The sequence below is a fragment of the Citrobacter sp. wls716 genome (assembly GCF_005280975.1).
Taxonomy (GTDB): domain Bacteria; phylum Pseudomonadota; class Gammaproteobacteria; order Enterobacterales; family Enterobacteriaceae; genus Citrobacter; species Citrobacter youngae.
In genome coordinates this window covers 430514-454668 of record NZ_SZWX01000049.1, presented here as the reverse complement: position 1 = coordinate 454668, position 24155 = coordinate 430514, and the positions used below count along the sequence as shown (strand labels likewise).

The window sequence follows — 24155 nt, the reverse complement described above, 5'->3', positions numbered from 1 at the left end:
GCATATGTGGGGGCATTTTTTATTTTTGCTTATATTTTTATTAGTAAAAACAAATGGTTATCTTTGTTATCTGCTCCTATTATCGGCACCATTTCTCTATTTCCTCGGACTGATTTTTCCCATTTCCTGTACCAGGCCCAGGCCGTTTGATGTCATCATCATCTCATTGTACTCAAATAAATCTTCTGTATTACCGCTATCCTTCCTCCAGAAAAGGGAGCAGCGACAGCCGCTCCCTTCTGGCATCAGGATTTTGGGAACACCCAAACATGTTTTTCGGGTAACGCCAGGTGGCAGTGCTGAGGATCGCGTACTTCGTTGCCGTAGGCGCGGATGACAAAATCATCAGCCACGGTGCGGAACAGGTACTCCCAGCGGTCACCGAGATACATGCTGGTGAGCAACGGGAGAGCCAACTGGTTTTCGCCTGGCCCGTCGGCCAGCGCCACACGTTCAACGCGGATCACCGCGGTGCCCTCATGGCCAACCTGAACGCCGTCGCCCGCCTGACCCCACAGGACCCAGTCGCGTCCTTCAATACGTGCTTTGCCGTCACGCACGTCAGTGACTTTGCCATGCAGACGGTTGTTGCTGCCCATAAACTCAGCGGTGAACAGCGTTTTTGGGGAACCATACATCTCTTGCGGCGTACCCTGCTGTTCAATTTTGCCGTTGTTGAGTAACAAAATGCGGTCAGAAATCGACATCGCTTCTCCCTGGTCATGCGTCACCATTAGCGCGGACAACCCGAGATTAATAATCAGCTCACGCAGGAATACGCGCGCTTCTTCCCGCAGTTTTGCATCAAGGTTGGATAATGGCTCATCGAGCAGGATCACGGGTGGGTTATAAACCAGCGCCCGGCCAATCGCTACGCGCTGTTGCTGGCCGCCAGAAAGTTGATGCGGATGGCGCTTACCCAGATGTCCCAGGCCCAGTTGATCCAACACACCCTGTACCCGCTGGTTGATCTCTGCGGTGGAGACTTTGCGCAACTTCAGCGGGTAGGCCACATTCTCAAATACGGTTTTATGCGGCCACAAGGCATAGGACTGGAATACCAGCCCCAGATTACGCTCTTCGGCGGGGATTTCGCTGCGCGGGGTGCCGTCGTAGACCTTGTTGTTGCCGATGGTAATTGACCCTTGTGTCGGTTTTTCCAGCCCGGCTACCGCGCGCAGAAGGGTGGTTTTACCGCTCCCGGACGGCCCGAGTAACGAAACCACTTCGCCCCGTTTGAGGTCCATGGTCACGCCCTTTAGCACCGGATTATCACCGTAGGTTAAGTGCAGGTTCTCGACCGATAATTCAATCATGTAATTTCACTCCAAAACGTAGGGCAATACCCAGGCCCACCACCACCAACAGAATATTGATAAACGAGAGTGCTGCGACGATGTCGATAGCACCTGCCGCCCACAGAGATACCAGCATCGAGCCGATGGTTTCCGTACCCGGCGACAGCAGATAGACGCCCGTGGAATACTCACGCTCAAAGATCAGGAACATCAGCAGCCATGAGCCAATCAGCCCATAACGCGAAAGCGGAATGGTAACGTGGCGGGTAATCTGGCCACGCGTCGCACCGGTGCTGCGTGCCGCTTCCTCCAGCTCTGGCCCCACTTGTAGCAACGTTGAGGAGATGAGGCGCAGGCCGTAGGCCATCCACACCACCGTATACGCCAGCCAGACGCTGAAAATGGTGCTACGCAGCGAGCGCAGCCAGACAATCAGCGTGTCTCGCAACCACTGCGACCACGGCATGCCGGATAACCAGCCGGATTTCAGCGCGTTATCGAGCCACATCGGTAAGAACAGAAACACCCACAAAAACGCCAGACCCGCGAGCAGGCCCGGCACCGCACGGGGCACCAGCACGCTGTAGTCGAGAAAACGCGTGGTGTTATCCGGCTTGCGGTGCATCGCGATACCAATAAACAGATAGCAACCTACCGCCAGTGCGCCGCCTATTACGCCAATCGCCATGGAGTTGACGATGGCCCGCAACAGGTTCGGCTGTTCCCAGATGGTGCGAAAGGTGCTAAGCGACAGCTCATCCCACAGCGAAACGCCTACGCCCCAGTTGGAGATAAACGCACGCAGTACCACGCCCATTAGCGGCACGCCAATGGTGATGGTTAGCCAGAACGCCACCACAGCCCCCGCTATCCAGCGCCATTTACCCAGCGGCAGCGCGCGGGCCTGCGAGGCTTTACCCTTCATGGTGACGAAGCGGTTAGCGGTACGCATCAGGCGACGTTGTAGCATGACCAGTGGGATGGTCAGACAAATCAGCACCACCGCGACCGCCGCCATCAGGTGATACGACGGCGTACCCAGTTTATTGGTCAGTTGGTACAGGTAGGTCGCCAGCACCATGTTGCCTTCCGGATCGCCCAGCACCAGCATCAGACCAAAGACTTCCAGACCGAGGAAAAACAGCAGCACAACGGCGTACAGAATCGAGGGGCGAACCATCGGCAGGCTGACCGAGGTCATCACCTGTAGCGGGGAAGCGCCGGAGATACGCGCGGCTTCCTCCACGTCTGAGCTCACACTGCGCAGCGCTGACGAGATATACAGATAAGCGTGCGGTACGTGTGTCAGGCCAGCAATGACCACGATGCTCGACATGTCGTAGATATTCCACGGCACGAAGCCAATCAGCGATTGTGCCCACAGTGACAGGAAGCCTACCGGCCCTGCGGCCACCACATAGCCAAAACCCAGCACCATCGGTGAAACAAAAATAGGTACAAGGATCAATGGCTCAATTAACCGTCTGCCGGGCAGGTCGGTACGCACCATCAGGAAGGCCAGAATGCCGCCCAGCGGAATGGCGATAATGACCAGACCGAATGCGAGAATAAAGCCGCTTTTCAGCGCTTTATAGAAGTCAGGGTCGGTAAAAATAAAGCCAAAGGATTCAAGGCTCCAGTCCTTTGCCGGCGAGAAAAACGGCGCGGACAAAAAGCTTTGTATCACGATGAACGACAATGGCGTGTAGATAACCAGCGCGGTTAACAGCACGACGATGCCGCGCGGCAAGCTTTGCCACTTTCTGCGTAATGCATTCATAAGCGGAGATCCGGTAACACGAATTCAGGAAGCGAGTACCAGGCGCACCAGTGAACCGTACGCCTGGTTCTGGCTCTTATTTGGCCGCGGCTTCACGCCACTGTTTGATGTAGTCCAGACGTTTTTTCGGTTGCAGGTATTCAAGTAATGACTCATCAACCGGGATCGGCTTCAGCGCGCTACCCAGCATTTGGGTCATTCCGTCGATGTCATTTTTACCTTCGATGTCGTTACGGATAGAGGGAATATCAGCCTGGTTGGCGAGGATGTTTTGCCCTTTTTCAGACAGCACATAGTCCAGCCACAGTTTGGCGGCATTGCTATGTTCAGCCTGCTGGCTGATGAAAGAAACTCGTGACAGCACCAGGGTGTAGTCCTTCGGATAGGAGATGCCCAGTGACGGGTCGTTTTTGGCACGCGCTTCGGCGTAAGAGCCGAGGATATTATAACCAATCAGGTTTTCACCCGATGAAACCCTCTCCATCATCGTACCAGTGGACGATTGCACGGCTAACCCGCCTTTCGCCACGTCGGCCAATGTTTTGAAGTAGTTCGGATCGGCCTTATAATCCAGCACCGATAGCATGAAGCCAACCCCGGATTTTTCGATATCGTAGGTGGTGACTTTGCTTTTGAATTTATCCACCTGGCCTGCAATCAGCTTTGCCAGCGCGGCGTGAGAATCCGGAACCTCGTTCGCCGGGATGAGGCGCTTGTTGTAAATAAACACCACTGGCTCGTAGGTGGTGCCGTAGGCTTTGTTGTGCCAGACCGCCCATTTCGGTAGCTGGTTCTGCTCTGCTGAAACATACTCCATCGCATAATCGGTCGCGAGCTTCATCGCGGTATCCATGGAGGAGCTCCAGATGACGTCACCGCTGCCGCCGCCAGCAGCCTGTTCGCTGATATAACGGTTATACAGCTCGGTGCTGTTCATATCGTTATATTCAACTTTGATGCCCGGATAGGTGGCTTCAAAGCCCTGAATCAGCGGCCCCGCCGCTTTGGTATCCGTTGTGGAGTAAACCACGACTTTGCCTTCTTTGGTGGCGGCATCAACCACCTTTTGGTAGTCAGCCGGATACCCCTGCGGTAGCGCGGACAGGGCAGAAAACGACATGAAAACAGCAGCAGAGATCAGAGAGATGCGGAATGTGTTTGTCATTATTATTAACCTTCTAGTTACACTTTGGGAACTAAAAGTCAACATAGCGGATGGGAGAGGAGAGACAAGAGGGGAGAGAGAGCCGGCTGGTGGAAATGTGATTGTTGGCGTTGTTTCGGTAATTAACACCATAGAAACCGTGAGCGCGGGGATTTGAGAGAATGGAATGCTCACCGTTGTAGGCCGGATAAGCGAAGCGCCATCCGGCACTATACGGAACACTGCCGGATGGCGCTTCGCTTATCCGGCCTACGGAGTTGTCAGTCAGCCCCCTTCCGATACAACCGCCGCGGATGCCCAATACTCCCATACTGAATCTCAATCACAACAAACCCAATCTCCACGCAGTACTCCAGATACCGACGCCCCGTCGTTTTACTGATCCCCGCCTCCTCGACCACCTGCTCAACCGACCAACTCACCGCCGGATGATCGCTAAAAATCCGCTGCACCCGCGCCAGCGTCGCAGGCTCAATCCCCTTGGTCGACGGCTGCCCCGCAGCCTCCCCGGCAGGCAAATTGAACAGCTTATCCAGCGCGTGCTGATCCACCACTTTCACCTGCCGCAGCGTGTGCTCCAGCAGCATAAAGCGCTCCAGCGAGGCCCGCAGACGGTGGGAAAATACGGGTTTTAGCAGGTAGTCAAACGCGCCGCTGCGCATAGCATGGCTGCAGGTTTGCATATCGCTGGCGGCGGTGATGAATATCACCGAGCACTCAAACTGTTTGAGCAGCGGGCTATCAATAAGCTCAACGCCCTGACCGTCCGGCAAATAGTTGTCCAGCAGCAGCAGACGTGGCTGATGAAGGAGGATCAGTTCGCGGGCCTGTTCCAGCGATCCCGCGATTCCCACGATGCGCAGATGGAAGTTTTGCTCAATAAACTCCCGATGCAACTGTGCGAGATGTGGCTCATCCTCAACAATAACAACCTCAAGAGGGCGGATATCAGTCATGGGAAGGTCCTGTCGAAAGAGAAATCTGGAACGGGATGAAAACCGAAAATACGGTACCCTGCGGGATATTATCGCTTATTTCGATGCTGCCACCGGCCCGACGAACGTAGCTCGCGACCAGGTACAGGCCAATACCATGTTCTGAACCGGTGAGTTCACTGCTGTCAGTGGGTTTACTGGTAAAGCCTTGCTCAAAAATATGCGGCTTCATGGCCTCATCAACGCCACAGCCCCGGTCAGCCACTTCAATCACCAGTTCGTGGTTGCGATCCGATATATACACTTCCACCGGCGCGGTACGTGCTGGCGTTTTCAACGTGGCATCGACAGCGTTGTCCACCAGATTACCAATTACTGACATCAGCTCCGTTTCGCTCAGCCCTTCCGGTAGGCGCGAGAGCTGACAGGCGGGGTCGAAAACCAGCTCAACACCTTTCTCGCGGGCACCGACATATTTCCCCAGCAGCAGGCCGCACAGCGCCGGAGAGACAAACTGCCTGGAGAGGAAATCCAGCACCTGCTGGGCCCCCTCTGACTGTACCTGAATATAACGCAGCGCATCGTCATAGCGCTGCATCTGCAGCAGACCGACGAGCGTCGCCGTCCAGTTGAGCTGCTCGTGGCGCATGATGCGCAGGTTATCGGCATAGCGGGTCACCTGGCTGAGTTGACTGCTGAGCGTATTGATATCGTTCTTATCGCGGAAGCTGAATACCCAACCGCTTTGGGTGCCCGGCTCGACTTCAATAGCCACGCGGTTGACGATGGTTTCCCGTTGATTCAGGACGGTAATATGATCGTGATGGCGGCTGTCATAAGCGGTATTGCCAGGCGCGAAAAATGACGGCGGCAGTTGAATCACCTCATCCAATGGCTTGCCGAGCAGCGCTTGTTCACTCTGGCGAATATTGAGCATCTCCCGGGCGGCACGATTGATGAGGATGAGCTGTTTATCGGCATTGACCGCAAAGACTCCTTCGTACATCGCCTCCAGCAGCGCTTTTTGCTGCAGCACCAACTGGGCGATATCTTTGGGTTCCAGGCCGAACATCTGTTTTTTCAGCGTGCGGGTCAGTAACCAGGAAAAAATAAACAGCAGCAGCAGCAGGGCAAGGCCGTACATTCCGGTGCGCCACAGCAGGCGGGCGTTGATATTGGCGATGTAGGAGGTGAGGTAACCGACGGAGACAATGCCGATTACCTGATGATGGCTATCGAAAATAGGTGCTTTACTGCGTAACGAGACACCGATCCCACCTTTACGCACAGTGATAATGGTTTTGCCCTTCAGTACATCAGCATTGTCGCCGCCGATCATCGGCAGGTTAAGGCGCTCCGGGGATTCTGAGTGGTAAAGATGCTGTTCACGCGCATCACCAATCACAATATAGCTGGCGTCGCTTTCGGCGCGCAGCGGCTGAATCAGTTGTGCGATACCAGGAATATCCCGCTGCTGTACTTTTTCTGCCAGACCGGGAATCAGGGCAATTTCGCTGGCCTGTACTCGCGCGCGTTGGCCCAAATCGTGGTGCAACTGACGGTCGATAAAGTGAAACAGCAATACGCCAAGCAGCGCCAGCAGAAGGCAGGAAAAAGCCACCAGCGAGAGGAACAGCTTTACCTGAAAGGACAATCTGAGTTTCATGTAGTCCGCAGCGGCCAGAGCAGAAAGGGTCATCTGAAAAGCCTATCATGCGAAAATACGAACCGTAATCGAGGGACGACAGAGTTGTGAACTGCCTACATTCTCCGCGAATTTCTGAGGCAATAAACGGTATGTCGACGATGCGATCCAACGGCTGTATCCATTGAAAATGCGCATCGTTGACGGTGATTTTTTTGGATCTTCCGGTCTATGACTCTGGGTGTCCGTCGATCGCGGCTTTCAGATCGCGATACTCTTCGCATTGGGTGCCGCAGATATTCTTAATGGTTGCCAGCTCCGCTTTCGCCAGGTCGGGGCGGCCTTTAACCATCCATGCTTCCCCAAGATATTCGCGCACTTTCGCATAGTGCGGATCAAGGGCAATCGATCGTTGGTAGTAACTTATCCCTTCATCCGTACGCCCTAGCTTGCGTGTCGCGTAGCCTCGATAGTTCCAGGCTTCACGCGTATTGGGCTGCTGTAAGGTATCGAGTAAATTGATGGCATCCTGATAATGGCCGGTTTTCGCCAGGTGATACGCATACTGCGTTTTATCCTGATCGTCGATCATGCTGCTTTTTTCGGGCAAACATTTTTGGGTTTTGTTGTCGTAAACCTGACCCTTCGGGCATGTTGGGGTGGTGGTATCGTCATTTCCCATGGCGCTGGCTGCAGCGGAGTAGAGCAACCTGCCTGAGATCAGGCAAATCAACGGCAGTATTTTCGTCATGGCGTGCATCTTCATGGTCCTGTCCTCTCGGTATGAGTGAAGGTTCTTGCATGCTGTAAACCGCGCAGCCCATGCTTTATTCATTATCGATGCCTATAAATTGACCTGCCGTTTATTTTTAATACACCGCTTTATTAGCAAAGAAGGAGTAGCCGCTAACGCGGCTGTTGCTGGGTCGCACAGTGAATACCGCCGCCACCGGCCGCGATACCGTCGATATTCAATTGAATAATCTCACGCCCGGTAAATTGCTCCTGCAAAATATCGCGCGTGTTACGGTCCGTGCGTTTATCGCCAAACTCCGGCGCAATGACCGCATCATTACACAGATAGAAATTGATATAACCGGCGGCAAAATCACTGTTCGCATAGCTCTGGCGAATAGTTGATGGTCCTTCCAGCGTGATCACGTTCAGGTGCCGTCCTTTTGCATCTGTGGCTGTGCGTAAGATTTCCAGATGTCGCCGGGTTACAGCGTAGTCAAACGATGTAGGGTCCTGCTCAAGACCCGCTACCACCGTACCCGGATGTGTGAATCTGGCGTAAAAGTCCGTATGGCCGTCGGTAATATCCTTTCCGGCAATACCTGGTAGCCAGATGATCTTATCCAGTCCCAGCAGGCGCTTTAATTCGGCTTCACATTCAACTTTACTGACGCCCGGGTTGCGGTTGGGATTGAGAACACAACTTTCGGTAATAATGGCTGTCCCTTCGCCGTCTACCTCTATCCCGCCACCTTCAAGGATCAAGGTTGAGCGGATAAATTCAGCTTTAGCATAATCTGTGACAAATTCAGCCACTTCGGCATCGCGATCGTGTTCCTGCTTCTCGCCCCAGCCGTTGAAGTTAAATCCAACGCCACCGGGCATGCCGTGGGGGCTTTTCACAAATACTGGTCCGGTATCGCGGATCCACAGATCGTCAATTGGATGAACCAGCAGGTTAACTGATGGCCCACATAGTTTTGCCGCGAGCGCGTGGTCTTCTTCGCGCACCAGCATATTCACGGGTTCAAAGGCGGCAATGGTGTTCGCGACCAGCGCCAGATTTTTCCGTACCACGGGAAGCAGGTGAGGTTCCCAGATAGCCACACTGGCACCAAACGCCATCCAGGTGGCAGCATGAGGTGCTCCTTCATCCGGCATCTGCCAGCGGCGGCTCTCTGCTGCGCGGGCAACCTGGATTAAACTGATACCCGTCATGCTGGCGAGTAGCATACTCGTTGACGTCACCAGGCTCTGCCTGACAAATGAACGTCTTGTTATCATGGGATTAACCTTTGCGTATATTTATCTGATATTGGATGAATAAAATAATAATAGATAATTAATGTTCTGCGTATTTTAAATATTGAATAATAAATAAATTGATTGCGGGTAAGTTTCATGCGGAATATAGCACGGGAGATATTCGTTGCAATCTCTTAGTTTTATATTATGAGTGAAATTGACTACTATTAAAATTTCTCAACTATATATTTATATATAATTTATATTTATCAGCATGAACATGTGTCACGCCGTTGGCTCTGAAGCCTCGTCTGACGGGCCTTGTCGCGGATTGTGATCTGGCCGGTTGTTCTGTTGTATTTATTAATGCCATGAACCGTGTGGACTATAGTAAAGATGGCCGTTATTTCTCATCATTAATAACCGTGAGTGGGGGATGTGCATGAAGAAGATACTGATGCTGGTCGGAGATTATGTCGAAGATTATGAAACGATGGTGCCTTTTCAGGCTTTGCAAATGCTTGGGCATTGTGTGGATGCCGTCTGTCCGGATAAAAGTCAGGGTGACTACGTTCAGACCGCCATTCACGATTTTGATGGGGCGCAGACCTACAGTGAGAAACCCGGGCATCGCTTCACCTTGAATGCGAATTTCTCTGATGCGCGCGAGGCGGATTATGATGCCTTGTTGATCCCTGGCGGGCGGGCGCCGGAGTATTTACGTCTGAATCCGGAAGTCATTCAACTGGTACAAGACTTTAACTCTGCGGGTAAACCTATCGCCGCGGTGTGTCATGGCCCGCAACTGCTGGCGGCAGCCGGAGTGTTAGAAAACCGGACCTGCAGCGCGTATCCAGCGTGTGCGCCAGAAGTTCGGTTGAGCGGTGGGCATTATGCCGATATCGGGATTGACCAGGCGCACGTCGACGGTAATCTGATTACCGCGCCGGCATGGCCTGCTCATCCTGCCTGGTTGGCTAAATTTGTTGAAGTATTAATGAAGTAACGGGTACCGGCTTTGCAGGTCGGTATAACCCATCCGGCTATACCGACTGCAAAAAATTACCGTTGCATGAGTGCGAATACTCCCCAGCCGAGATATTCCCGGGTGAAGGTGACATGGCGTCCCGGTGACGTCCTCAGTTGCTCTCTGACTTCCTGCGCAAAGTCATCATTTGGGTTCGCCTCCAGCCATCGACGCATCGTCAACCACTTAGCGGCTTCGTATCGATCCCAGCCTTCCTGGTCTGCCAGCACCATTTCAACCAGGTCGTAGCCCAGTTTGTCGAAAAACGAAACGAGGTCGGCAAGGGAAAGAAAATCGGCCACCGAGCCGGCTCCGCATGCCTGGGCAATATCTTCTGCGGCGGGCATTTGACGCCAGTACGGTTCACCGATCACGATGATTCCGCCAGGTTTGAGGCTCTTTGCCAGCAGCGTGATTGTCCCGGCGACACCGCCTGCAATCCACGTTGCGCCGACGCAGGCAGCGATATCGCATTTTTCATCCGCGACATAACCTGCAGCATCGTTATGGATAAAGCTCACGCGATCGGTGACGCCCAACTGTTCCGCGCGTTGTCTGGCTTGTGCGCTAAACAGTTGGCTCATATCAATACCGATCCCCGTAATGCCATGGTCGCGTGCCCAGGTGCAGAGCATCTCACCGGAACCACTGCCCAGATCCAGAACACGGGTTCCTGGCGTCATACGCAGCGCCTGACCTAATGTGGCATATTTTTGCGCGGTGAACGGATTATGAATGCGATGAGCGCTTTCGCTGATCGTAAAAATCTTGGGAATATCCATCACTCTCTCCTTAGCGATTATCTAACTGGGCGCGAACATTGTTTAATCCGGTGGTGTTGATGCGGTAGGGCTGACCATTGACGGATTTGATCAACTTTTTGGTTCTGAGCTTTTTAAACACCTCAAGCGTGCAGTCGCAGAGCAGCAATCCTTCACGGCTATAACATTCAACGGATGTGACGCGGCCAGCGCTGTCGCGGACGTGCGCAATGCGGCCACCTTTGGCGAGAACGTGTAAGGTACGTTGTTCCTGACGGGATAAATTCATACTGGGAAACCTGTTTAATCATCATGTGCAAAACGTGCAAACACACAGCGGTGTCCGCATTCGATTTCAGCGCATTGATAACCAGTCCGGCCTGATAAGGTCGGCAAACTGATTATCTGATGATGACATTCTCCAGCATCAAAGCCTCGGGTTGAGTTGAAAGGTATTTACACGGTGTATGATAGCAGTGGAATGTTGGATGGGAATCTTGCGCCAGTAAAAGTGTGACCTGCAACGGAAAAATGGCCTGGAAGGACATCCCGTCGCATCGAATAGCTTTAAATTGTTGTAATGTTATTAACATATTAAATCATTAAAATATTTTATAGTTAAATGGCTTTAGAAAATATGAATTTGAGTTATTCTGCACTCTTCGTTCTTATATTACACGCTAATATATTAGCCTGATTTAAGCGTGTCGGGATTGATTGTTTTATTTATGATAAGCAGTATTTATTATAGCTATCGCAGGATGATGTTCTGTAAATTATTTCTGTTTAAGAATTCTCTCTATGGTGAGGAATGTGTATACTTGTTTCTGCAAGAGACTCTTCTGTTATCATTAAAATTATAAATATGTCCTTTACACCCGTATTTCCTCTACTCTGTATCTCTTCTCAGGGTAGAGGTTTTTTTTACCTGTAATTCATCGGGTAGTACCTATTAATAATAATTTAACACCGTGCCAGGTGTTATTATGGCTACTATGACTAATGATGCCGGATATCATGGTTTTATAATAGTACCGCGGCGTTTCTATTCCGTAATGAATTGTTCAGCTATCCCTCTGTTTACCAGGGTATAGTATAGTGGCGCTTATAATTGTCTGTTTTTCAGCGTGATATGTTTTTCTTGTCGTTGGGATAAATGTGACCTTGCTCATGGATTTTAATGCACTAAATGGCTATTTCTAGAGAAGTGCAAACGGTTGCACGTAGCTGTAATGGTATTCGTTCATTAAAAAAATATAGCGATGGTTTGCCTTGTGTCTTTATAGGATATGGAGACTTAAATGATTTCCATTATCTCTTGGGTAGACGGAAACTGTTATGGCTTCTGTTAGCTTAACACCATGTAAAATATTCGTAAAAACAAGCAGGGAATATGATGTGATCATCAAAAAGGCGATTTTTGATTACAAACATAACGATCGGTTTTTTATCTTCCTTAATATAAATCGTTGTCAGAACACTCATGAGATCAGTGGTCTGGGATGAGCGCTGATTTTATTTGACACTTCAGATGTATCCCTCTCTCGCTGCATGCAGGTATCTCCTCGCAGTACCCCATGAATGAAACATTAAAGGATGTCCCACAATGGATATTGTTGAACGCTTTATTAACTACACCAAAATCAATACCACAACCTCACGGGAAAATGGCGCAAATGGCATCATGCCGTCTTCCCCAGGCCAAATGGTGCTGGCAAAACTGCTCGCAGCAGAGCTTGAAGTATTAGGGATGCAAAACATTGAAGTCAGGGATACGGCGATTGTAACGGCAACATTACCTGGAAATACTGACGATAATATTCCTGTCGTTTCCTTTTTTGGACATCTGGATACCAGTGCCGAACAGACTGCAGACACGCATGTGCAACGCCTTCACTATAGCGGTGGCGATTTATGCCTGAACAAAGAACATAATATCTATCTGCGCGAAAGTGAATTTCCAGAACTGAAAAACTATATCGGTGATGACCTGCTCGTGACGGATGGAACCAGCCTGTTAGGTGCTGATGATAAAGCTGCCATCGCTGCCATCATGAATGCCATACAGTATCTGGTTGCACATCCGGAGATTAAACATGGACCGGTGAAGGTCGGTTTTGTTCCTGATGAAGAGCAGGGGCTACGGGGTGCCAAAGCTTTTGATGTTGCCGCGTTTGGCGCAAATTTTGGCTATACCCTGGATTGCTGCGGCATAGGTGAGTTTGTCTATGAAAACTGGAATGCAGGCGATGCGGAAATTATCTTCACCGGTCAATCTGCGCACCCAATGTCAGCTAAAGGTAAACTGAAGAATTCTCTGCTGATGGCGCATAAGTTTATTGCGATGCTGCCGGGCGGAGAAGCACCTGAATATACGGAAGGTCGTGAAGGATATTACTGGGTAAAACAGCTGCAGGGTAACAGTGCCCGTACCGTACTGAAACTGGATATTCGCGACTTTAGTGAAGAAGGTTATAAGTCCCGTATGGCATTTATTCGCCAGCTTGCAGTAAGTGCCTGTGCACTATGGGGCGAAAATAGTGTGGTCTGCCATTTAACCGACCGCTATGCGAATGTGTTTAATAGCCTGCAGGGCGATTCGCATTATCCTATTGATATTGCTATACGTGCTTATCAGAAATGCGGAATCACTCCGCAACCTGTCGCCATGCGTGGCGGGTATGATGGCGCGGTTCTGTCGCAGAAAGGGTTACCGTGTCCGAATATTTTTACCGGTGCGCATAATTTCCATTCAATTTATGAATACTTGCCGGTGCGATCGCTACGGGCAGCCAGTGATGTTGTAGTCGCAGTTATTGAAGAAACCTACGCTGAGTTCGCCGAAGGGAGAACTCAGTCATGATTCAGGTAATAATTGCCCTTCTGGTTATCGTTGTGGTCGCTCGTCTGATCCTGAAGGGGTACCGGGCCGAACCCGTGTTATTTATCGCGGGTCTGGTGCTAATGATTTGTACCGGATTAACCGGATGGGGCTCCGTATTGCCGAAGGGGGTTGCCAGTACCGGGATTGCTTTTCTCGATCCATTTGAAGTTATGCGCGATCTGTTCAGCACACGTGCAGCCGATCTCGGTCTGATGATCATGGCGTTGATGGGATTTGCTCACTACATGGATCATATCGGGGCAAATGAAGCTGTGGTGCGCGTGGTGACGAAACCGTTACGGGCACTGCGATCTCCTTATATTCTGCTGTTTTTTTCCTACCTGCTTGCCAGTCTCCTGCAACTGGCCATCCCTTCAGCGACCGGGCTTGCCGTGTTACTGATGGGGACAATGTTCCCGATTATGCTGGGCCTGGGGCTCTCTGCGGCTTCGGCCGCCGGGGTCATCGCCACCTCGCTGGGGGTGGCATACACCCCAACAGCGATTGATGCCATCAGGGGAGCGAAAGCAGTCAATATGGATGTGGTGGAATACGTTGTTTACCACCAGGGGCCAGCAGCGCTTGCAACCGTACTGGTTGTCGGCGTTTGCCATTTTTTCTGGCAACGTCATTGCGATCGCAACGCGGGGACGTTACCTCGGGAAATCGGGAGCGCTGAGATTGTCGATTCAGGAAAGGCGCCGGCTTTTTATGCTGTGCTTCCCATGCTGCCTATACTGATGGCGGTAGGATCATCCGCGATGTTTGTCAGTGGAATTAATCTAAACATAATCACCATCGTGCTTATCGCAATGGCTATTTGTATGCTGATTGAATGGATACGAGCGCGTGATTTAAAGTCGGTGTGTGAAGGGTTCAGCCATTTTCTGAAAGGAATGGGCGCGGCGTTTACCGGTGTTGTAGGCCTGCTGGTCGCAGCCGGAGTTTTCGCGCATGGCATCAAAGTCATTGGTGCCATTGATCAGTTAATTTTGATGGCAGAACATGTCGGATTACCACCCTTTGCGATGGCCGTCGTCTTTGCGCTGGTGACGCTTGCGGCAGCAATTATTATGGGCTCGGGGAATGCGCCATTCCTGGCATTTGTTGAGTTAATCCCACAAATTGCCGCGAGCATGGGCGCTAACGCGGTTGCTATGATCCTACCTATGCAGCAGGCATCACATATGGGGCGGGCTATTTCGCCGGTATCCGGTGTTGTTATTGCGGTTTCAAGTGGGGCAAAAATTACACCTTTCGATGTAGTTAAACGTACTGCTGTGCCGCTTATTGTGGGCTTTGTCACCCATACTTTGATTATCGGTATTTTCTATTAGTCGTAACTGCTGCAAGCAAACCTCCGGGGCGCGGAGGTTTGCTTGATAATGTTATTTATAATCTCAAATAAAACTGGTTGTCATGAGTTATTATTTGTTTTCATCTTTATCGCATTATTCTTATTGTGCTACCACGGTGTCTTATATAGATGAATGATTAAGGAAGGTAATGTGTTAATCTGGCGTTTTTTATACGTGAGAATTAATTAATCTGGATCATATTATGCTGGTTTTAATTGTAGTAGTTTTTTAAATGAAGTGATGCCAAGTCCAAATGTGATAACGATTTATCTGGGTGGGTTTTAAGTGGTCAGTGATTTAGGAAAGATCAGCGCATCGAGGCACAATTACCAGGATGAACTTGAAACGTTTACCTGGAGTGCGTTAGTTGCCGTGGGTATCGCAATACAGGACCAGAAGGTTTACTCTAAAATATCAGAACATCTCTTCATTATGAACTGGCTGGCGATTGCGAAAAAAAGGAAGATATTTTCAAAAACTATCGCCAACGAACTTCAGTGGTTAATAGAAGAGGGGAAAAGGAAAAGCATTAATGCCCAACTTAAATTTAAGATAGAGTATTTATATGCTACATCAAGTGGTGATGTCACAATGCAGAGTTACTATTTTAAATTTACTCATGTTATTGAAAATCTAAGGAATAATGGCTGGGAGAGTTTTCTTCTCACACCCGGGAAATGGCGTGATTTGAGTGAAGATGTTAAGGTTCGCAAAGGCAATTTTATTTTTATGGATGACACCCGACTTCAGGAGTGCTTTGGTACTCAGGGCGAGATATTAAAACCTTTCTGTCTTCGGGTTTATGGTGATGTCGAATTTGCAAAGTCGCTGTTCATCAAAAATAATCTTCCGGTTGAGTTTGTAAAGCATACTTCAAATGAGTTTTACTACTTTTATTTTAATCTGGATGGGTGATGAACACTGGCGATACATAAATAAAATTTGCCAGTCATAATACGTTGTTGTAGCCAGATTTTACATTCTGAGATATAAATCGCGATAGAGGGATCGGGGATGTTTACGCGAAAGTTAACGATCACGACTGAATGGATAAAGTTATCTGATGTTCCTGACCGTGTGTTCATCGCTTTTCGAGGGGTAATCGAAATATGCGAAAGTTCATCTGTTCCTGACGACAAGACTCCCCTGCTAAGGTTGGAAAATGAAATGGCGATTATCACGGTTGACGCATTATCCTGGGTCAGAGTTCCGGCAGAAAGTCGGGGAAATATTACGGTATATATTCTCTGATGTGCTGAATATTAACACCGATAAATTACATCAGACATCGGTAAAATCATCATGACCTGATTATGCGGGCTACAACATTCGTATTGCATTGGTGTTATAGATAATGCCAAACACCGCTACCGCCAGCAGGAACAGGGATGAGATAAAAACGCTGTATCTGACAAACCGCGTGGGCATCCAGCGTTTGAAAATCACGATATAAAATGACAGAACGGCAACGTCAAAAATGATCCATACCAGCGTGAGTATCAGCATGCTGGTGGCGAAATTATGTGTAATGGTGATGAACTGTGGAAAGAATGAAACGAAAAACAGAATATCTTTCGGGTTTGATACGCCAATCAGAAAACCGTTGATAAATCCCCCATGAGACGGCTGGCGAGAGTCTTCGCAGGCGGCTTGATTTCTTGCCCACAGACTGCAAAACGCGCTATAGCCGATATACAGCGATCCGGCGAGACCCAACACACACAGCAGCAGAGGAGAGAGTGATACCACCCCCGCCAGCATCAGCGCAGCGAGCGCAAGCAAGAGCAATGAAGCACCGTTAGTTCCGCATAGCGTCATAAAGGCCTGGCGATAGCCGTACTGTGCCGCCGTCGCGGTAATCAGTGCCACAACAGGACCAGGCGTTAGCAACAGTGTTAGCACCGAGAGGCTGTATACAGCCAGTAAAGCGAGATTCATATCTGATGATCCTGACGTTATTTTTCATCAGTATTCCGCTTGCGTGTCACATTGAAAAACGAATAAAACTGCGCTCTACTGTGAGTAAAACTCAACATAGAAGCCGATGATGACGTTACCCCCGCTGTATGCCCTGAGAGCTTTCGAAGCTGCTGCCCGTCTGGGGTCCTTTAGTAAAGCGGCTATTCAACTGAACGTCACGCCTGGTGCGGTAAGCCGTCATATTCGCACACTGGAAGCCTGGTTTGGCTGCGAACTGTTTGTTCGTAGCGGCCCCCGTATTGAGATAACGCCTTCAGGGCAGGGGTTAGCGCAACAGCTGACGGCCGGGTTTCAGAGTTTAGAACATGCCTGCCATGCTTTTCGTAGCAGCAGTCATGAGCTGCGGTTGAAAGCCCCCTCAACGTTGACCATGCGCTGGCTGCTGGATGTGCTGCGGCATTTCCGGGAAGCCCATCCAACGCCGGTGATTGAAATCTCCAGCGTGTGGATGGACACCGATTCCGTCGCATTCAGTCGCGAACCGTATGACTGTGCAATCCTGTTGGGGAATGGTTATTTTGGCGAGGACACGGACAGTCGTTTGCTGTTTCAGGAGTGGCTAATCCCGGTCTGTGCGCCTGCGTTGCAGGCTCAGGTGCAAAGTGATATCGCCGCCTGTGAATTGATTCATCCTTCCGCCGATCGCCGCGACTGGCGTCGCTGGCTGCAGCGTACCGGGGCGTTTCCTGCGTTGAACCTGGCACGTGGCAACGTGTTCGACACCCTGGAGCAGGGGAGTCTTGCGGCAATGAGCGGGCATGGGGTAGCGGTCGCCGATCTGCTATTAAGCCTGACGGCTATTGAGAGTGGGATGCTGGCGTTACCGTTTAAACAGGTGGTCGCGACAGGGGACGGTTATTATCTCGTCTGGCCAAAAGCGTCAACCCGGCTTCGAAATATTGAGTTGCTGTATCGCTGGTTAAAAGAATCTGCGCCTGAGGCTGACATAGCAGAACTGCTCTGGCTGGAGTAACCCGCAGAGCACCATATTGATAACAATTCTCATTATTATTGTTGTGTTGTGCGGGTAATGGTAATGTTGCCACCCATCGTACGTTGCAAATTCCATTTCTTGTGCAGAAGACAGCATGAACAACACCACCATCCAGAATACATCCGGACGTTTTACCCGCACCTTCTCCGTCAGTGAGTTTAGGGACTTTGGTGAGCGTTACGGGATCGATTACCGTTTTCCGTTGCTGGCGCAAAAAACGGGTCTTCCGTGTTCCAGTGCTGTATTGCAAGGGGAAGTAGAGGAGATGATGCTCCCTTGCGGGATGTGCGTCACACACTCTGATGTACAGGTGCTGCAACCGTATGAAACTACCTCCCGGCACAGTAGCCCCTTGTATATGCTGGTGGTGCTGGAAGGTTGCGTGATACTGACGCTCAACGGGCAGGAACATGTGGTACGTTCCGGCATGGCGTTTAGTTCGCGTCTGAGTGAACGCCAGGCAATGAGCGCCCGTCACCCTGCCGACTGCAAGCTACGGACGCTATCACTCGGGTTGTATCCTGACGGAGCATGGCGCAAAGGATTACTTGAATCCCTCATGCGTGAGTGGGAAAACTGTCAGACGCCAACGCTTATTTGGCAGGTGCCGGGGTTTTTACTCAGCGGATTACAGTATGCGCAGCAGGGCTCACTTAGCCATGTTTCCCGCCAGTTGATGCTGGAAGGACTGATTTTACAATTATTTGGTCACGGTCTCAGCGTTTGTCAGGTGGAAAGCGGCAAATGCCTCGCCGCCAGTGGCGAACAGCAGCGGCTGGAAAGGGTGCGCCGTCTGTTGGAGCAATCCCCTGAAAATGACTACACGCTTAACGAGCTGGCGCAGCGCACAGCGATGAGCCCCAGCAGTTTGCGCAGCAAGTTCCGTGCGGCATATGGCTGTTCCGTCTTTGACTACCTGCGCGACTGCCGTCTGGAACGTGCGCGCGGCTATTTACTGGAAGGATACAGCGTACAGCAGGCGGCCTGGATGTCGGGTTATCAGCACGCAACTAACTTCTCTACCGCTTTTCGTCGTCGCTATGGCTTCCCGCCTGGTGATGTTCTCAAACTTTGCTAATCCATTTTCCCGTTTTATGCGCGAAGCTGATTCATAATTTGGCGCTGCGCATACGCAACCTGGCATTCGGCATAGCGACTCCTGATACAAAAATGGCAATAATTCTCATTTACAGATAGATATGCCTTGGGAGATGTTCATGTTCGCGAAGACTCGGTTGGCGCTGCTGATAGGATGGGTGACCGGCAGTGTGGCTTTTCCTCTGCTGGCGCAGGAAACAACAAAAAACGATACGGTGGTTGTCACTTCGCAAATGCAGAGTGGGGCGACCAAGCTTGCCACACCGGATATCGAAACACCGCAGTCGGTATCGATCGTTACCCGTGAACAGTTTGAAGAGCAGGGCGCAACCAGCGTGCGGCAGGCTGTTAGCTACACACCTGGGGTGTACAGCAATCAGATTGGTGCCTCCAACCGCTTTGACTACATTGTGCTGCGCGGTTTCTCCGATGGTAGTCTGGACAACGTCTATCTCGACGGCCTGAAAATGATGGGCGACACTAACTCGCACAGTTCGCTGGTGGTCGATCCGTGGTTTCTCGACAATATTGAAGTGGTGCGCGGCCCGGCTTCCGTGCTGTACGGCCGTTCCTCTCCGGGCGGGATCGTGGCGCTGACATCGCGTAAACCGTCGTTTGATGCGGGCGGAGAAGTGAAGCTGTTTGCTGGCAACAATAACCAGCGCGGCGCGGCGTTTGACGTCACCGGGGCGCTGGATGATAACGATCGCGTCGCCGCACGACTGAGTGGAATGACGCGTTATGCGGACTCGCAGTTTGGTCCCTTGAAGGAAGAACGTTACGCGCTGATGCCGAGCCTGACCTGGCGTATCACCGACCAGACGCGTCTGGATCTGATGGCCTATCTGCACCGTGACCCGGAAGGCGGTAGCCACTCCGGTCTGCCGTATGACGGCACTGTGGTTCCCCATTACGGGCAAAAGATCTCCAACACCTTTTACGAAGGCGAGGATGATTACGATAAATACGATCGTCGTGAAAACATGGTGGGCTACAACATTGAGCACCTGTTTGATAACGGCTGGTCGGTGCGGCAAAAGTTACGCTATTTGCATACCGACGTTGAGCTGAACCAGGTGTATGCGGCAGGCTGGTTGAATGAAACCGAGCTTAATCGCGGTTACTCCGGCTCAGACGAAAACATGTCGGCGATAACGCTGGATAATCAACTGGATGGTAGCTTTGATACCTGGCAGGTTAACCACCGTCTGCTGGTGGGCATCGATTATCAGGATCGCAGCAACAATACCACCGGCTACTACGGGGCGTTCCCGCCGATTGACGCCTTTAACCCGGTGTACGGCGCGAAGCCGGATTACATCAATATGTATGCGCGCGAGAAACACAAGTTGCGCCAGACGGGCTACTATTTGCAGGATCAGATGTCATGGGATCGCTTCCGTATAACGCTCGGTGGCCGCTACGATCAGGTGAGCATATCTAATATTGATAAGCAAAACGGCACTCGCAGCGATCTGGACAAAAATAACTTCAGCAGTCGCGCTGCTCTGCTTTATTTGTTCGATAACGGCGTTGCGCCGTACATCAGCTATTCCACCGCCTTTACGCCAACCAGTTTTGCTGATGAGAACGGTAACCTGTTGGAACCGATGAAAGGCAAGCAGTGGGAAGCCGGGCTGAAATATGAACCGGAAGGGTTGAATAGCCAGTTTAGCGCGTCGGTGTTCCGCATTAATCAGACCAATATTGCCACCAAAGAAGAGCCGACCGATCCGTACCGTTCGATTGGCGAAATTGAATCTGAAGGGGTGGAGCTGGAAGCTATTAGCCAACTGACGGACAGTTTCCGTTTGCAGGCGGCGTATACCTATACCGACATTCGCTATAAGAAAAGCAGCCCGGAAGAGCAGGGCAAGCGTGCCGTTTATGCGCCGCGCAATCAGGCCAGCACCTGGTTAAGCTACGATGTGAAAAATGGCCCACTGGCGGGGCTAACGTTGGGCTCAGGCGTGCGTTACGTCAACGGTATTACCAGCGATCGCCAGAATACTCACACCCTGCCATCGTATACGCTGGTGGATCTGGCGATTGGCTACGACTTAACGAATATTGGTATTAAAGGTTTGAGCACGCAGTTGAACGTCAACAATCTGACCGACAAGCGTTACGTTGCAGCCTGTAATTCGCTCTCATACTGTTATTTCGGTGCCGAGCGCAGCATTGTTGGCAGCGTTTCGTGGAAGTTCTGATGCTTAAGCCGGATGCGGCGCTGGCGCCTTATCCGGCATACGGCAGCGTGCAAATTGTAGGCCTGATAAGCGCAGCGCATCAGGCATAGTGGATTGCGGCTATTTGGTAAAACCGTTTTGCATACAAATCTGTGCGCTGGTTCTCAGGGTGAAGGCTAACTTGTCAGGATACTGGCGGTAATAGTTATGTTCTTCTTCCAGCCCTTTTGCCTGCGCCAGACGTACCGTTTCCAGCGAACAGGTTCGGTAGATCAAATCTTTATTCATATTGCTCTGCTTCTCGCGCTGTTTATCTGCGGACAGCGCCAGCCAGCCCTCGGACAGCGTATAATCGTAGACCACCCGATTCCCTTTCGCCTGCACGTTCTCAATGGTAATGAATTCGTCGATCTTCAGTCTTGGCTGACCACGCATTTTTTTCTTATCTTCTGCGGCGGCATATTGTGCCAGTGCATTAATATCCATCCCGGCTATTTTCTGCTTATAGATATCGACATAGGCGGCGGGTTGCTGATAATGCTGAGCATAAGCATTTCTTAATTCTCCGTCACTCATTGAACAGCCAGCTAAAAATAAAGGTAATAGCAGCGTCAGTTTTGTTTTAGTCATGATGTTATCCCATTCATTATTGTGGTCCCCAGTCGCCCATAACAAAATAAAAGTCATCAAATTACAGGTGATCTTTAGGGTTGTATAAACGGGGCGACGACAGCACAAGTGCAATTATCTTAAAATGGCGGAATAAGCGGGAAACCCTGCCAGAATTGGCAGGGTTAATGGATGAAGAGGATCAGAATTCCATTTTCACCGTGAACTGCACTTCTCGTGGGTCGCCGATCTGATTACCCAGATTATTGGTGGCAATGGATGAGGTGTAATAGGTCTTATCAAACAGGTTTTTCACATTGAGCTGCAATGTGACCGGATATTGCAGCTTCATCTTATAAGCGGCAAAGGCATCGGCGACAAAATAGCCTGGCAGATAATAGTCTGCGCCATTGGTTGCGGAACGGCGACTCACCCCATGACCCCCACCGCCAATCGTCAGGGTATTGCCCATAAAGGCATTCTGAATATCGTAGGTGAGGAATAATGAGCCGGTATGCTTCGGTACATTAGGCAGCGGCTTACCTTTGTAATCAGGATCTTCCGTCACTTTCGCGGCGGTATAACCGTAGCTGGCGATAATATTGGTGTTGGTGGTCAACGAACCGGCGACATCCACTTCCACGCCTTGTGAACGCACGCGACCCGCCGTTTTCGCCACGGTTTCGCCATTGATCATTTCGTTGTACAGCACATTGCGTTTATCAATATCAAACAGGGCAATATTGGCGGTGATACCGTCAAAGATATCGAATTTTGCCCCCACTTCATAAGCCGTTGAGGTTTCAGGTGGCAGTTCGCCAATATAACTGGCGATAGAATATTGCGGCATGAAGGATCGCGAGACGTTACCGAACAGCGATACCGACGGCGTCAGTTTGTAAACCATACCGAATTTGGGCACCCACTGTTGGTCGGTACTGTCGGTGTTGACGTTGAACGGACGCCCTTTGCCAGCGTATTCGGTGTAGTACTGATAACGCATCCCGGCGACGGCGATCCATTTATCGGTCAGGTACAGCGCGTCCTGCACATACGCAGAATAGCTCTCTTGTTGAATGGTCTGATCGCTATCAGCGGCAGAAACGTTAGTACATTTATCCAACGTACCGTAGACAGGATTATAAATATTGAACCCTTTTACGTTCTTGCAGCGGATCATGTCGGTGCGTAGCAGATCGTAGTTCTCATAAGAGACGCCGGTGAGGATCTCGTTATAAAAGCCAGCGATATCGACGTTGCCCTGTAAATCGGCACGTGTGGCGTGCATGCGCTGGGTGGAGCCTTGAGTGGCATCGACACGGCGGGTCAGATTTCCGGTTGCAGAATCATACGCCATTACGCGAGCCTGATTATCGCTGTATTTATCCTGGCTAAAGCTGTAGTCGAATTTCGCTGTCCATTCGCTGTTGAAGCGGTATTCGGCATTCAACTGTGCCAGATCCGATTTGCCGTCGGTGATATTAAACGGCTCATCAAAGCGGGTTTTGCGATCCACATTCACCGCGTGTTTGGTGTTGAGATCGAAAATGGTGCCGCGATCGAACGGCGCTTTGTAGTCGCGGTGTGAATAGAGCACGCTGACGGTGGCGTTGTCGCCAAACCAGGTCAGAGAAGGGGAGATAAAGCTGCTCTGATTGGTGCCAAAGTTGCGCCAGTAATCCTCGTGTTGGTACTCGCCAATCAGACGATACGCCAACGGCGTACCTTCAATCGGCCCTGTCACGTCAAACTGCCCCGTACCGCCGCCAAAACTGCTGGAGGTTGCTGAAATCGACCCGCCAAACTGCGTTTCCGGACGTTTGGTGACGACGTTAATCAGGCCGCCGGGATCGAGAATCCCGTACAGGGTTGAGGCCGGGCCTTTCAGCACTTCCACGCGTGAGGTTGCGGCGTTAAAGCTGCGCGGCAACACGGTTTTCAGACCGTTGGTCATCACCGAGCCGTCACGGTTTGCGCCGAAGCCACGGCGAACAAACGCATCCTGTGTGCCACCTAATGTGTTGGTTTGCACAACGTTACTGACGTTATACAGCGCTTCGTCCAGCGTCGTGACATGCTGATCTTCCAGCACTTTATCGCTAACAGTGTTCACCACTTGTGGGATATCCAACAATGGCATGGATGTCAGCGTCGCGGTGGACGAGCTCAGCGGTTGATAACCCGATGTTACGGCCTGATCGGCAGACGACGCATCTGCCCGAACGGTGATGGTATCTTCCCCTTTAGGCGGAGTCGTCTCTTTCTCCGCTGCAAATACAGTAGGTGTTGTTGTTATGCCCAGAAAGAGAGCAGAGCACAATGCCCGCCCTTTCATCCCCGAAAAGTAAGTCGTTAACTCAGCCATTATTTTATTTATTCCGCAAAAGACCCTGCCAAAAATGGGCAGGGAAACAGGTTGATTCAATTCATTGCCCGGCTTGCCAGCCCTGCA

Annotated in this window: 19 protein-coding genes; 7 read left to right on the top strand and 12 right to left on the bottom strand. The window is 50.9% G+C overall.

Features of this window, described 5'->3' with window-relative positions; translation table 11 throughout:
* Nucleotides 1-245: 245 nt before the first annotated feature.
* From FDX24_RS18470 to FDX24_RS18440, 7 genes are all read right to left on the bottom strand, one after another.
* Nucleotides 246-1316: an ABC transporter ATP-binding protein gene (locus FDX24_RS18470; protein ID WP_101742737.1), complete on the bottom strand. Its 1071-nt coding sequence runs from the start codon at nucleotides 1314-1316 to the stop codon at nucleotides 246-248.
* Nucleotides 1309-3078, bottom strand: a complete 1770-nt coding sequence (locus tag FDX24_RS18465; RefSeq protein ID WP_005133551.1) for an iron ABC transporter permease — start codon at nucleotides 3076-3078, stop codon at nucleotides 1309-1311. Before FDX24_RS18465 ends, FDX24_RS18470 begins: the two co-directional genes overlap by 8 nt.
* A gap of 76 nt (nucleotides 3079-3154) precedes the next feature.
* A complete protein-coding gene (locus FDX24_RS18460; protein ID WP_061067354.1) occupies nucleotides 3155-4243 on the bottom strand; it encodes an ABC transporter substrate-binding protein in 1089 nt (362 codons plus the stop codon).
* A 260-nt stretch (nucleotides 4244-4503) separates the two neighbouring features.
* Nucleotides 4504-5199: a response regulator gene (locus FDX24_RS18455; RefSeq protein ID WP_061067355.1), complete on the bottom strand. Its 696-nt coding sequence runs from the start codon at nucleotides 5197-5199 to the stop codon at nucleotides 4504-4506.
* Complete coding sequence (locus FDX24_RS18450) at nucleotides 5192-6844, bottom strand: sensor histidine kinase (protein WP_061068797.1); 1653 nt, start codon at nucleotides 6842-6844, stop codon at nucleotides 5192-5194. Before FDX24_RS18450 ends, FDX24_RS18455 begins: the two co-directional genes overlap by 8 nt.
* Before the next feature lie 208 nt (nucleotides 6845-7052).
* Nucleotides 7053-7583: a tetratricopeptide repeat protein gene (locus FDX24_RS18445; RefSeq protein ID WP_371414774.1), complete on the bottom strand. Its 531-nt coding sequence runs from the start codon at nucleotides 7581-7583 to the stop codon at nucleotides 7053-7055.
* A gap of 146 nt (nucleotides 7584-7729) precedes the next feature.
* A complete protein-coding gene (locus FDX24_RS18440; protein ID WP_137364726.1) occupies nucleotides 7730-8842 on the bottom strand; it encodes an agmatine/peptidylarginine deiminase in 1113 nt (370 codons plus the stop codon).
* 397 nt (nucleotides 8843-9239) lie between these two features.
* On the opposite strand from FDX24_RS18440, the gene FDX24_RS18435 reads away from it, so the two are divergent.
* Nucleotides 9240-9809 (top strand): DJ-1/PfpI family protein, encoded by a 570-nt coding sequence (locus FDX24_RS18435; RefSeq protein WP_305764200.1) that lies wholly within the window; start codon nucleotides 9240-9242, stop codon nucleotides 9807-9809.
* Nucleotides 9810-9865: 56 nt separating this feature from the next.
* Here the strand turns inward: FDX24_RS18435 and FDX24_RS18430 are convergent, their stop codons facing one another.
* Together FDX24_RS18430 and FDX24_RS18425 are read right to left on the bottom strand one after the other, a co-directional pair.
* A complete protein-coding gene (locus FDX24_RS18430) occupies nucleotides 9866-10612 on the bottom strand; it encodes a cyclopropane-fatty-acyl-phospholipid synthase family protein (RefSeq protein ID WP_061067359.1) in 747 nt (248 codons plus the stop codon).
* A gap of 10 nt (nucleotides 10613-10622) precedes the next feature.
* Nucleotides 10623-10880 (bottom strand): YjhX family toxin, encoded by a 258-nt coding sequence (locus FDX24_RS18425; RefSeq protein WP_048212521.1) that lies wholly within the window; start codon nucleotides 10878-10880, stop codon nucleotides 10623-10625.
* Between the two features lie 1317 nt (nucleotides 10881-12197).
* Between FDX24_RS18425 and pepT the strand changes: the two genes are divergently transcribed.
* From pepT to FDX24_RS18410, 3 genes are all read left to right on the top strand, one after another.
* On the top strand, nucleotides 12198-13454 hold the full coding sequence (gene pepT / locus FDX24_RS18420; protein ID WP_137364724.1) for a peptidase T: 1257 nt from the start codon (nucleotides 12198-12200) through the stop codon (nucleotides 13452-13454).
* Complete coding sequence (gene dcuC / locus FDX24_RS18415; protein ID WP_061067362.1) at nucleotides 13451-14812, top strand: C4-dicarboxylate transporter DcuC; 1362 nt, start codon at nucleotides 13451-13453, stop codon at nucleotides 14810-14812. The genes pepT and dcuC overlap by 4 nt, the downstream gene beginning before the upstream one ends.
* 306 nt (nucleotides 14813-15118) lie before the next feature.
* Nucleotides 15119-15748 (top strand): DUF2913 family protein, encoded by a 630-nt coding sequence (locus FDX24_RS18410; protein WP_101742734.1) that lies wholly within the window; start codon nucleotides 15119-15121, stop codon nucleotides 15746-15748.
* Between the two features lie 405 nt (nucleotides 15749-16153).
* Here FDX24_RS18410 and FDX24_RS18400 read toward each other — a convergent pair whose 3' ends face one another.
* The gene (locus FDX24_RS18400) at nucleotides 16154-16771 is read right to left on the bottom strand and encodes a LysE family translocator (RefSeq protein WP_137364723.1); all 618 of its coding nucleotides are present in this window, start codon (nucleotides 16769-16771) and stop codon (nucleotides 16154-16156) included.
* Nucleotides 16772-16880: 109 nt separating this feature from the next.
* Between FDX24_RS18400 and FDX24_RS18395 the strand changes: the two genes are divergently transcribed.
* From FDX24_RS18395 to foxA, 3 genes are all read left to right on the top strand, one after another.
* Nucleotides 16881-17786: a LysR substrate-binding domain-containing protein gene (locus tag FDX24_RS18395; RefSeq protein WP_137364751.1), complete on the top strand. Its 906-nt coding sequence runs from the start codon at nucleotides 16881-16883 to the stop codon at nucleotides 17784-17786.
* Between the two features lie 115 nt (nucleotides 17787-17901).
* The gene (locus FDX24_RS18390; protein ID WP_137364722.1) at nucleotides 17902-18885 is read left to right on the top strand and encodes an AraC family transcriptional regulator; all 984 of its coding nucleotides are present in this window, start codon (nucleotides 17902-17904) and stop codon (nucleotides 18883-18885) included.
* 121 nt (nucleotides 18886-19006) lie between these two features.
* Entirely contained in the window at nucleotides 19007-21115 is a 2109-nt protein-coding gene (foxA, locus tag FDX24_RS18385; RefSeq protein WP_121584253.1) for a ferrioxamine B receptor FoxA, read from the top strand.
* A 99-nt stretch (nucleotides 21116-21214) separates the two neighbouring features.
* Here foxA and FDX24_RS18380 read toward each other — a convergent pair whose 3' ends face one another.
* Both FDX24_RS18380 and FDX24_RS18375 read right to left on the bottom strand, forming a co-directional pair.
* Nucleotides 21215-21724 (bottom strand): hypothetical protein, encoded by a 510-nt coding sequence (locus FDX24_RS18380; RefSeq protein WP_061067367.1) that lies wholly within the window; start codon nucleotides 21722-21724, stop codon nucleotides 21215-21217.
* A 181-nt stretch (nucleotides 21725-21905) separates the two neighbouring features.
* Nucleotides 21906-24068, bottom strand: coding sequence for a TonB-dependent siderophore receptor (locus FDX24_RS18375; RefSeq protein ID WP_115643820.1), 2163 nt, complete (start codon nucleotides 24066-24068; stop codon nucleotides 21906-21908).
* Nucleotides 24069-24155 lie beyond the last annotated feature (87 nt).

Bases quoted from the DNA above. Each gene is read 5' to 3' on its own strand.
- FDX24_RS18470 (WP_101742737.1), bottom strand. From the start codon at position 1,316: ATGATTGAATTATCGGTCGAGAACCTGCACTTAACCTACGGTGATAAT.
- FDX24_RS18465 (WP_005133551.1), bottom strand. From the start codon at position 3,078: ATGAATGCATTACGCAGAAAGTGGCAAAGCTTGCCGCGCGGCATCGTC.
- FDX24_RS18460 (WP_061067354.1), bottom strand. From the start codon at position 4,243: ATGACAAACACATTCCGCATCTCTCTGATCTCTGCTGCTGTTTTCATG.
- FDX24_RS18455 (WP_061067355.1), bottom strand. From the start codon at position 5,199: ATGACTGATATCCGCCCTCTTGAGGTTGTTATTGTTGAGGATGAGCCA.
- FDX24_RS18450 (WP_061068797.1), bottom strand. From the start codon at position 6,844: ATGAAACTCAGATTGTCCTTTCAGGTAAAGCTGTTCCTCTCGCTGGTG.
- FDX24_RS18445 (WP_371414774.1), bottom strand. From the start codon at position 7,583: ATGCACGCCATGACGAAAATACTGCCGTTGATTTGCCTGATCTCAGGC.
- FDX24_RS18440 (WP_137364726.1), bottom strand. From the start codon at position 8,842: ATGATAACAAGACGTTCATTTGTCAGGCAGAGCCTGGTGACGTCAACG.
- FDX24_RS18435 (WP_305764200.1), top strand. From the start codon at position 9,240: ATGTGCATGAAGAAGATACTGATGCTGGTCGGAGATTATGTCGAAGAT.
- FDX24_RS18430 (WP_061067359.1), bottom strand. From the start codon at position 10,612: ATGGATATTCCCAAGATTTTTACGATCAGCGAAAGCGCTCATCGCATT.
- FDX24_RS18425 (WP_048212521.1), bottom strand. From the start codon at position 10,880: ATGAATTTATCCCGTCAGGAACAACGTACCTTACACGTTCTCGCCAAA.
- pepT (WP_137364724.1), top strand. From the start codon at position 12,198: ATGGATATTGTTGAACGCTTTATTAACTACACCAAAATCAATACCACA.
- dcuC (WP_061067362.1), top strand. From the start codon at position 13,451: ATGATTCAGGTAATAATTGCCCTTCTGGTTATCGTTGTGGTCGCTCGT.
- FDX24_RS18400 (WP_137364723.1), bottom strand. From the start codon at position 16,771: ATGAATCTCGCTTTACTGGCTGTATACAGCCTCTCGGTGCTAACACTG.
- FDX24_RS18395 (WP_137364751.1), top strand. From the start codon at position 16,881: ATGACGTTACCCCCGCTGTATGCCCTGAGAGCTTTCGAAGCTGCTGCC.
- FDX24_RS18390 (WP_137364722.1), top strand. From the start codon at position 17,902: ATGAACAACACCACCATCCAGAATACATCCGGACGTTTTACCCGCACC.
- foxA (WP_121584253.1), top strand. From the start codon at position 19,007: ATGCCTTGGGAGATGTTCATGTTCGCGAAGACTCGGTTGGCGCTGCTG.
- FDX24_RS18380 (WP_061067367.1), bottom strand. From the start codon at position 21,724: ATGACTAAAACAAAACTGACGCTGCTATTACCTTTATTTTTAGCTGGC.
- FDX24_RS18375 (WP_115643820.1), bottom strand. From the start codon at position 24,068: ATGGCTGAGTTAACGACTTACTTTTCGGGGATGAAAGGGCGGGCATTG.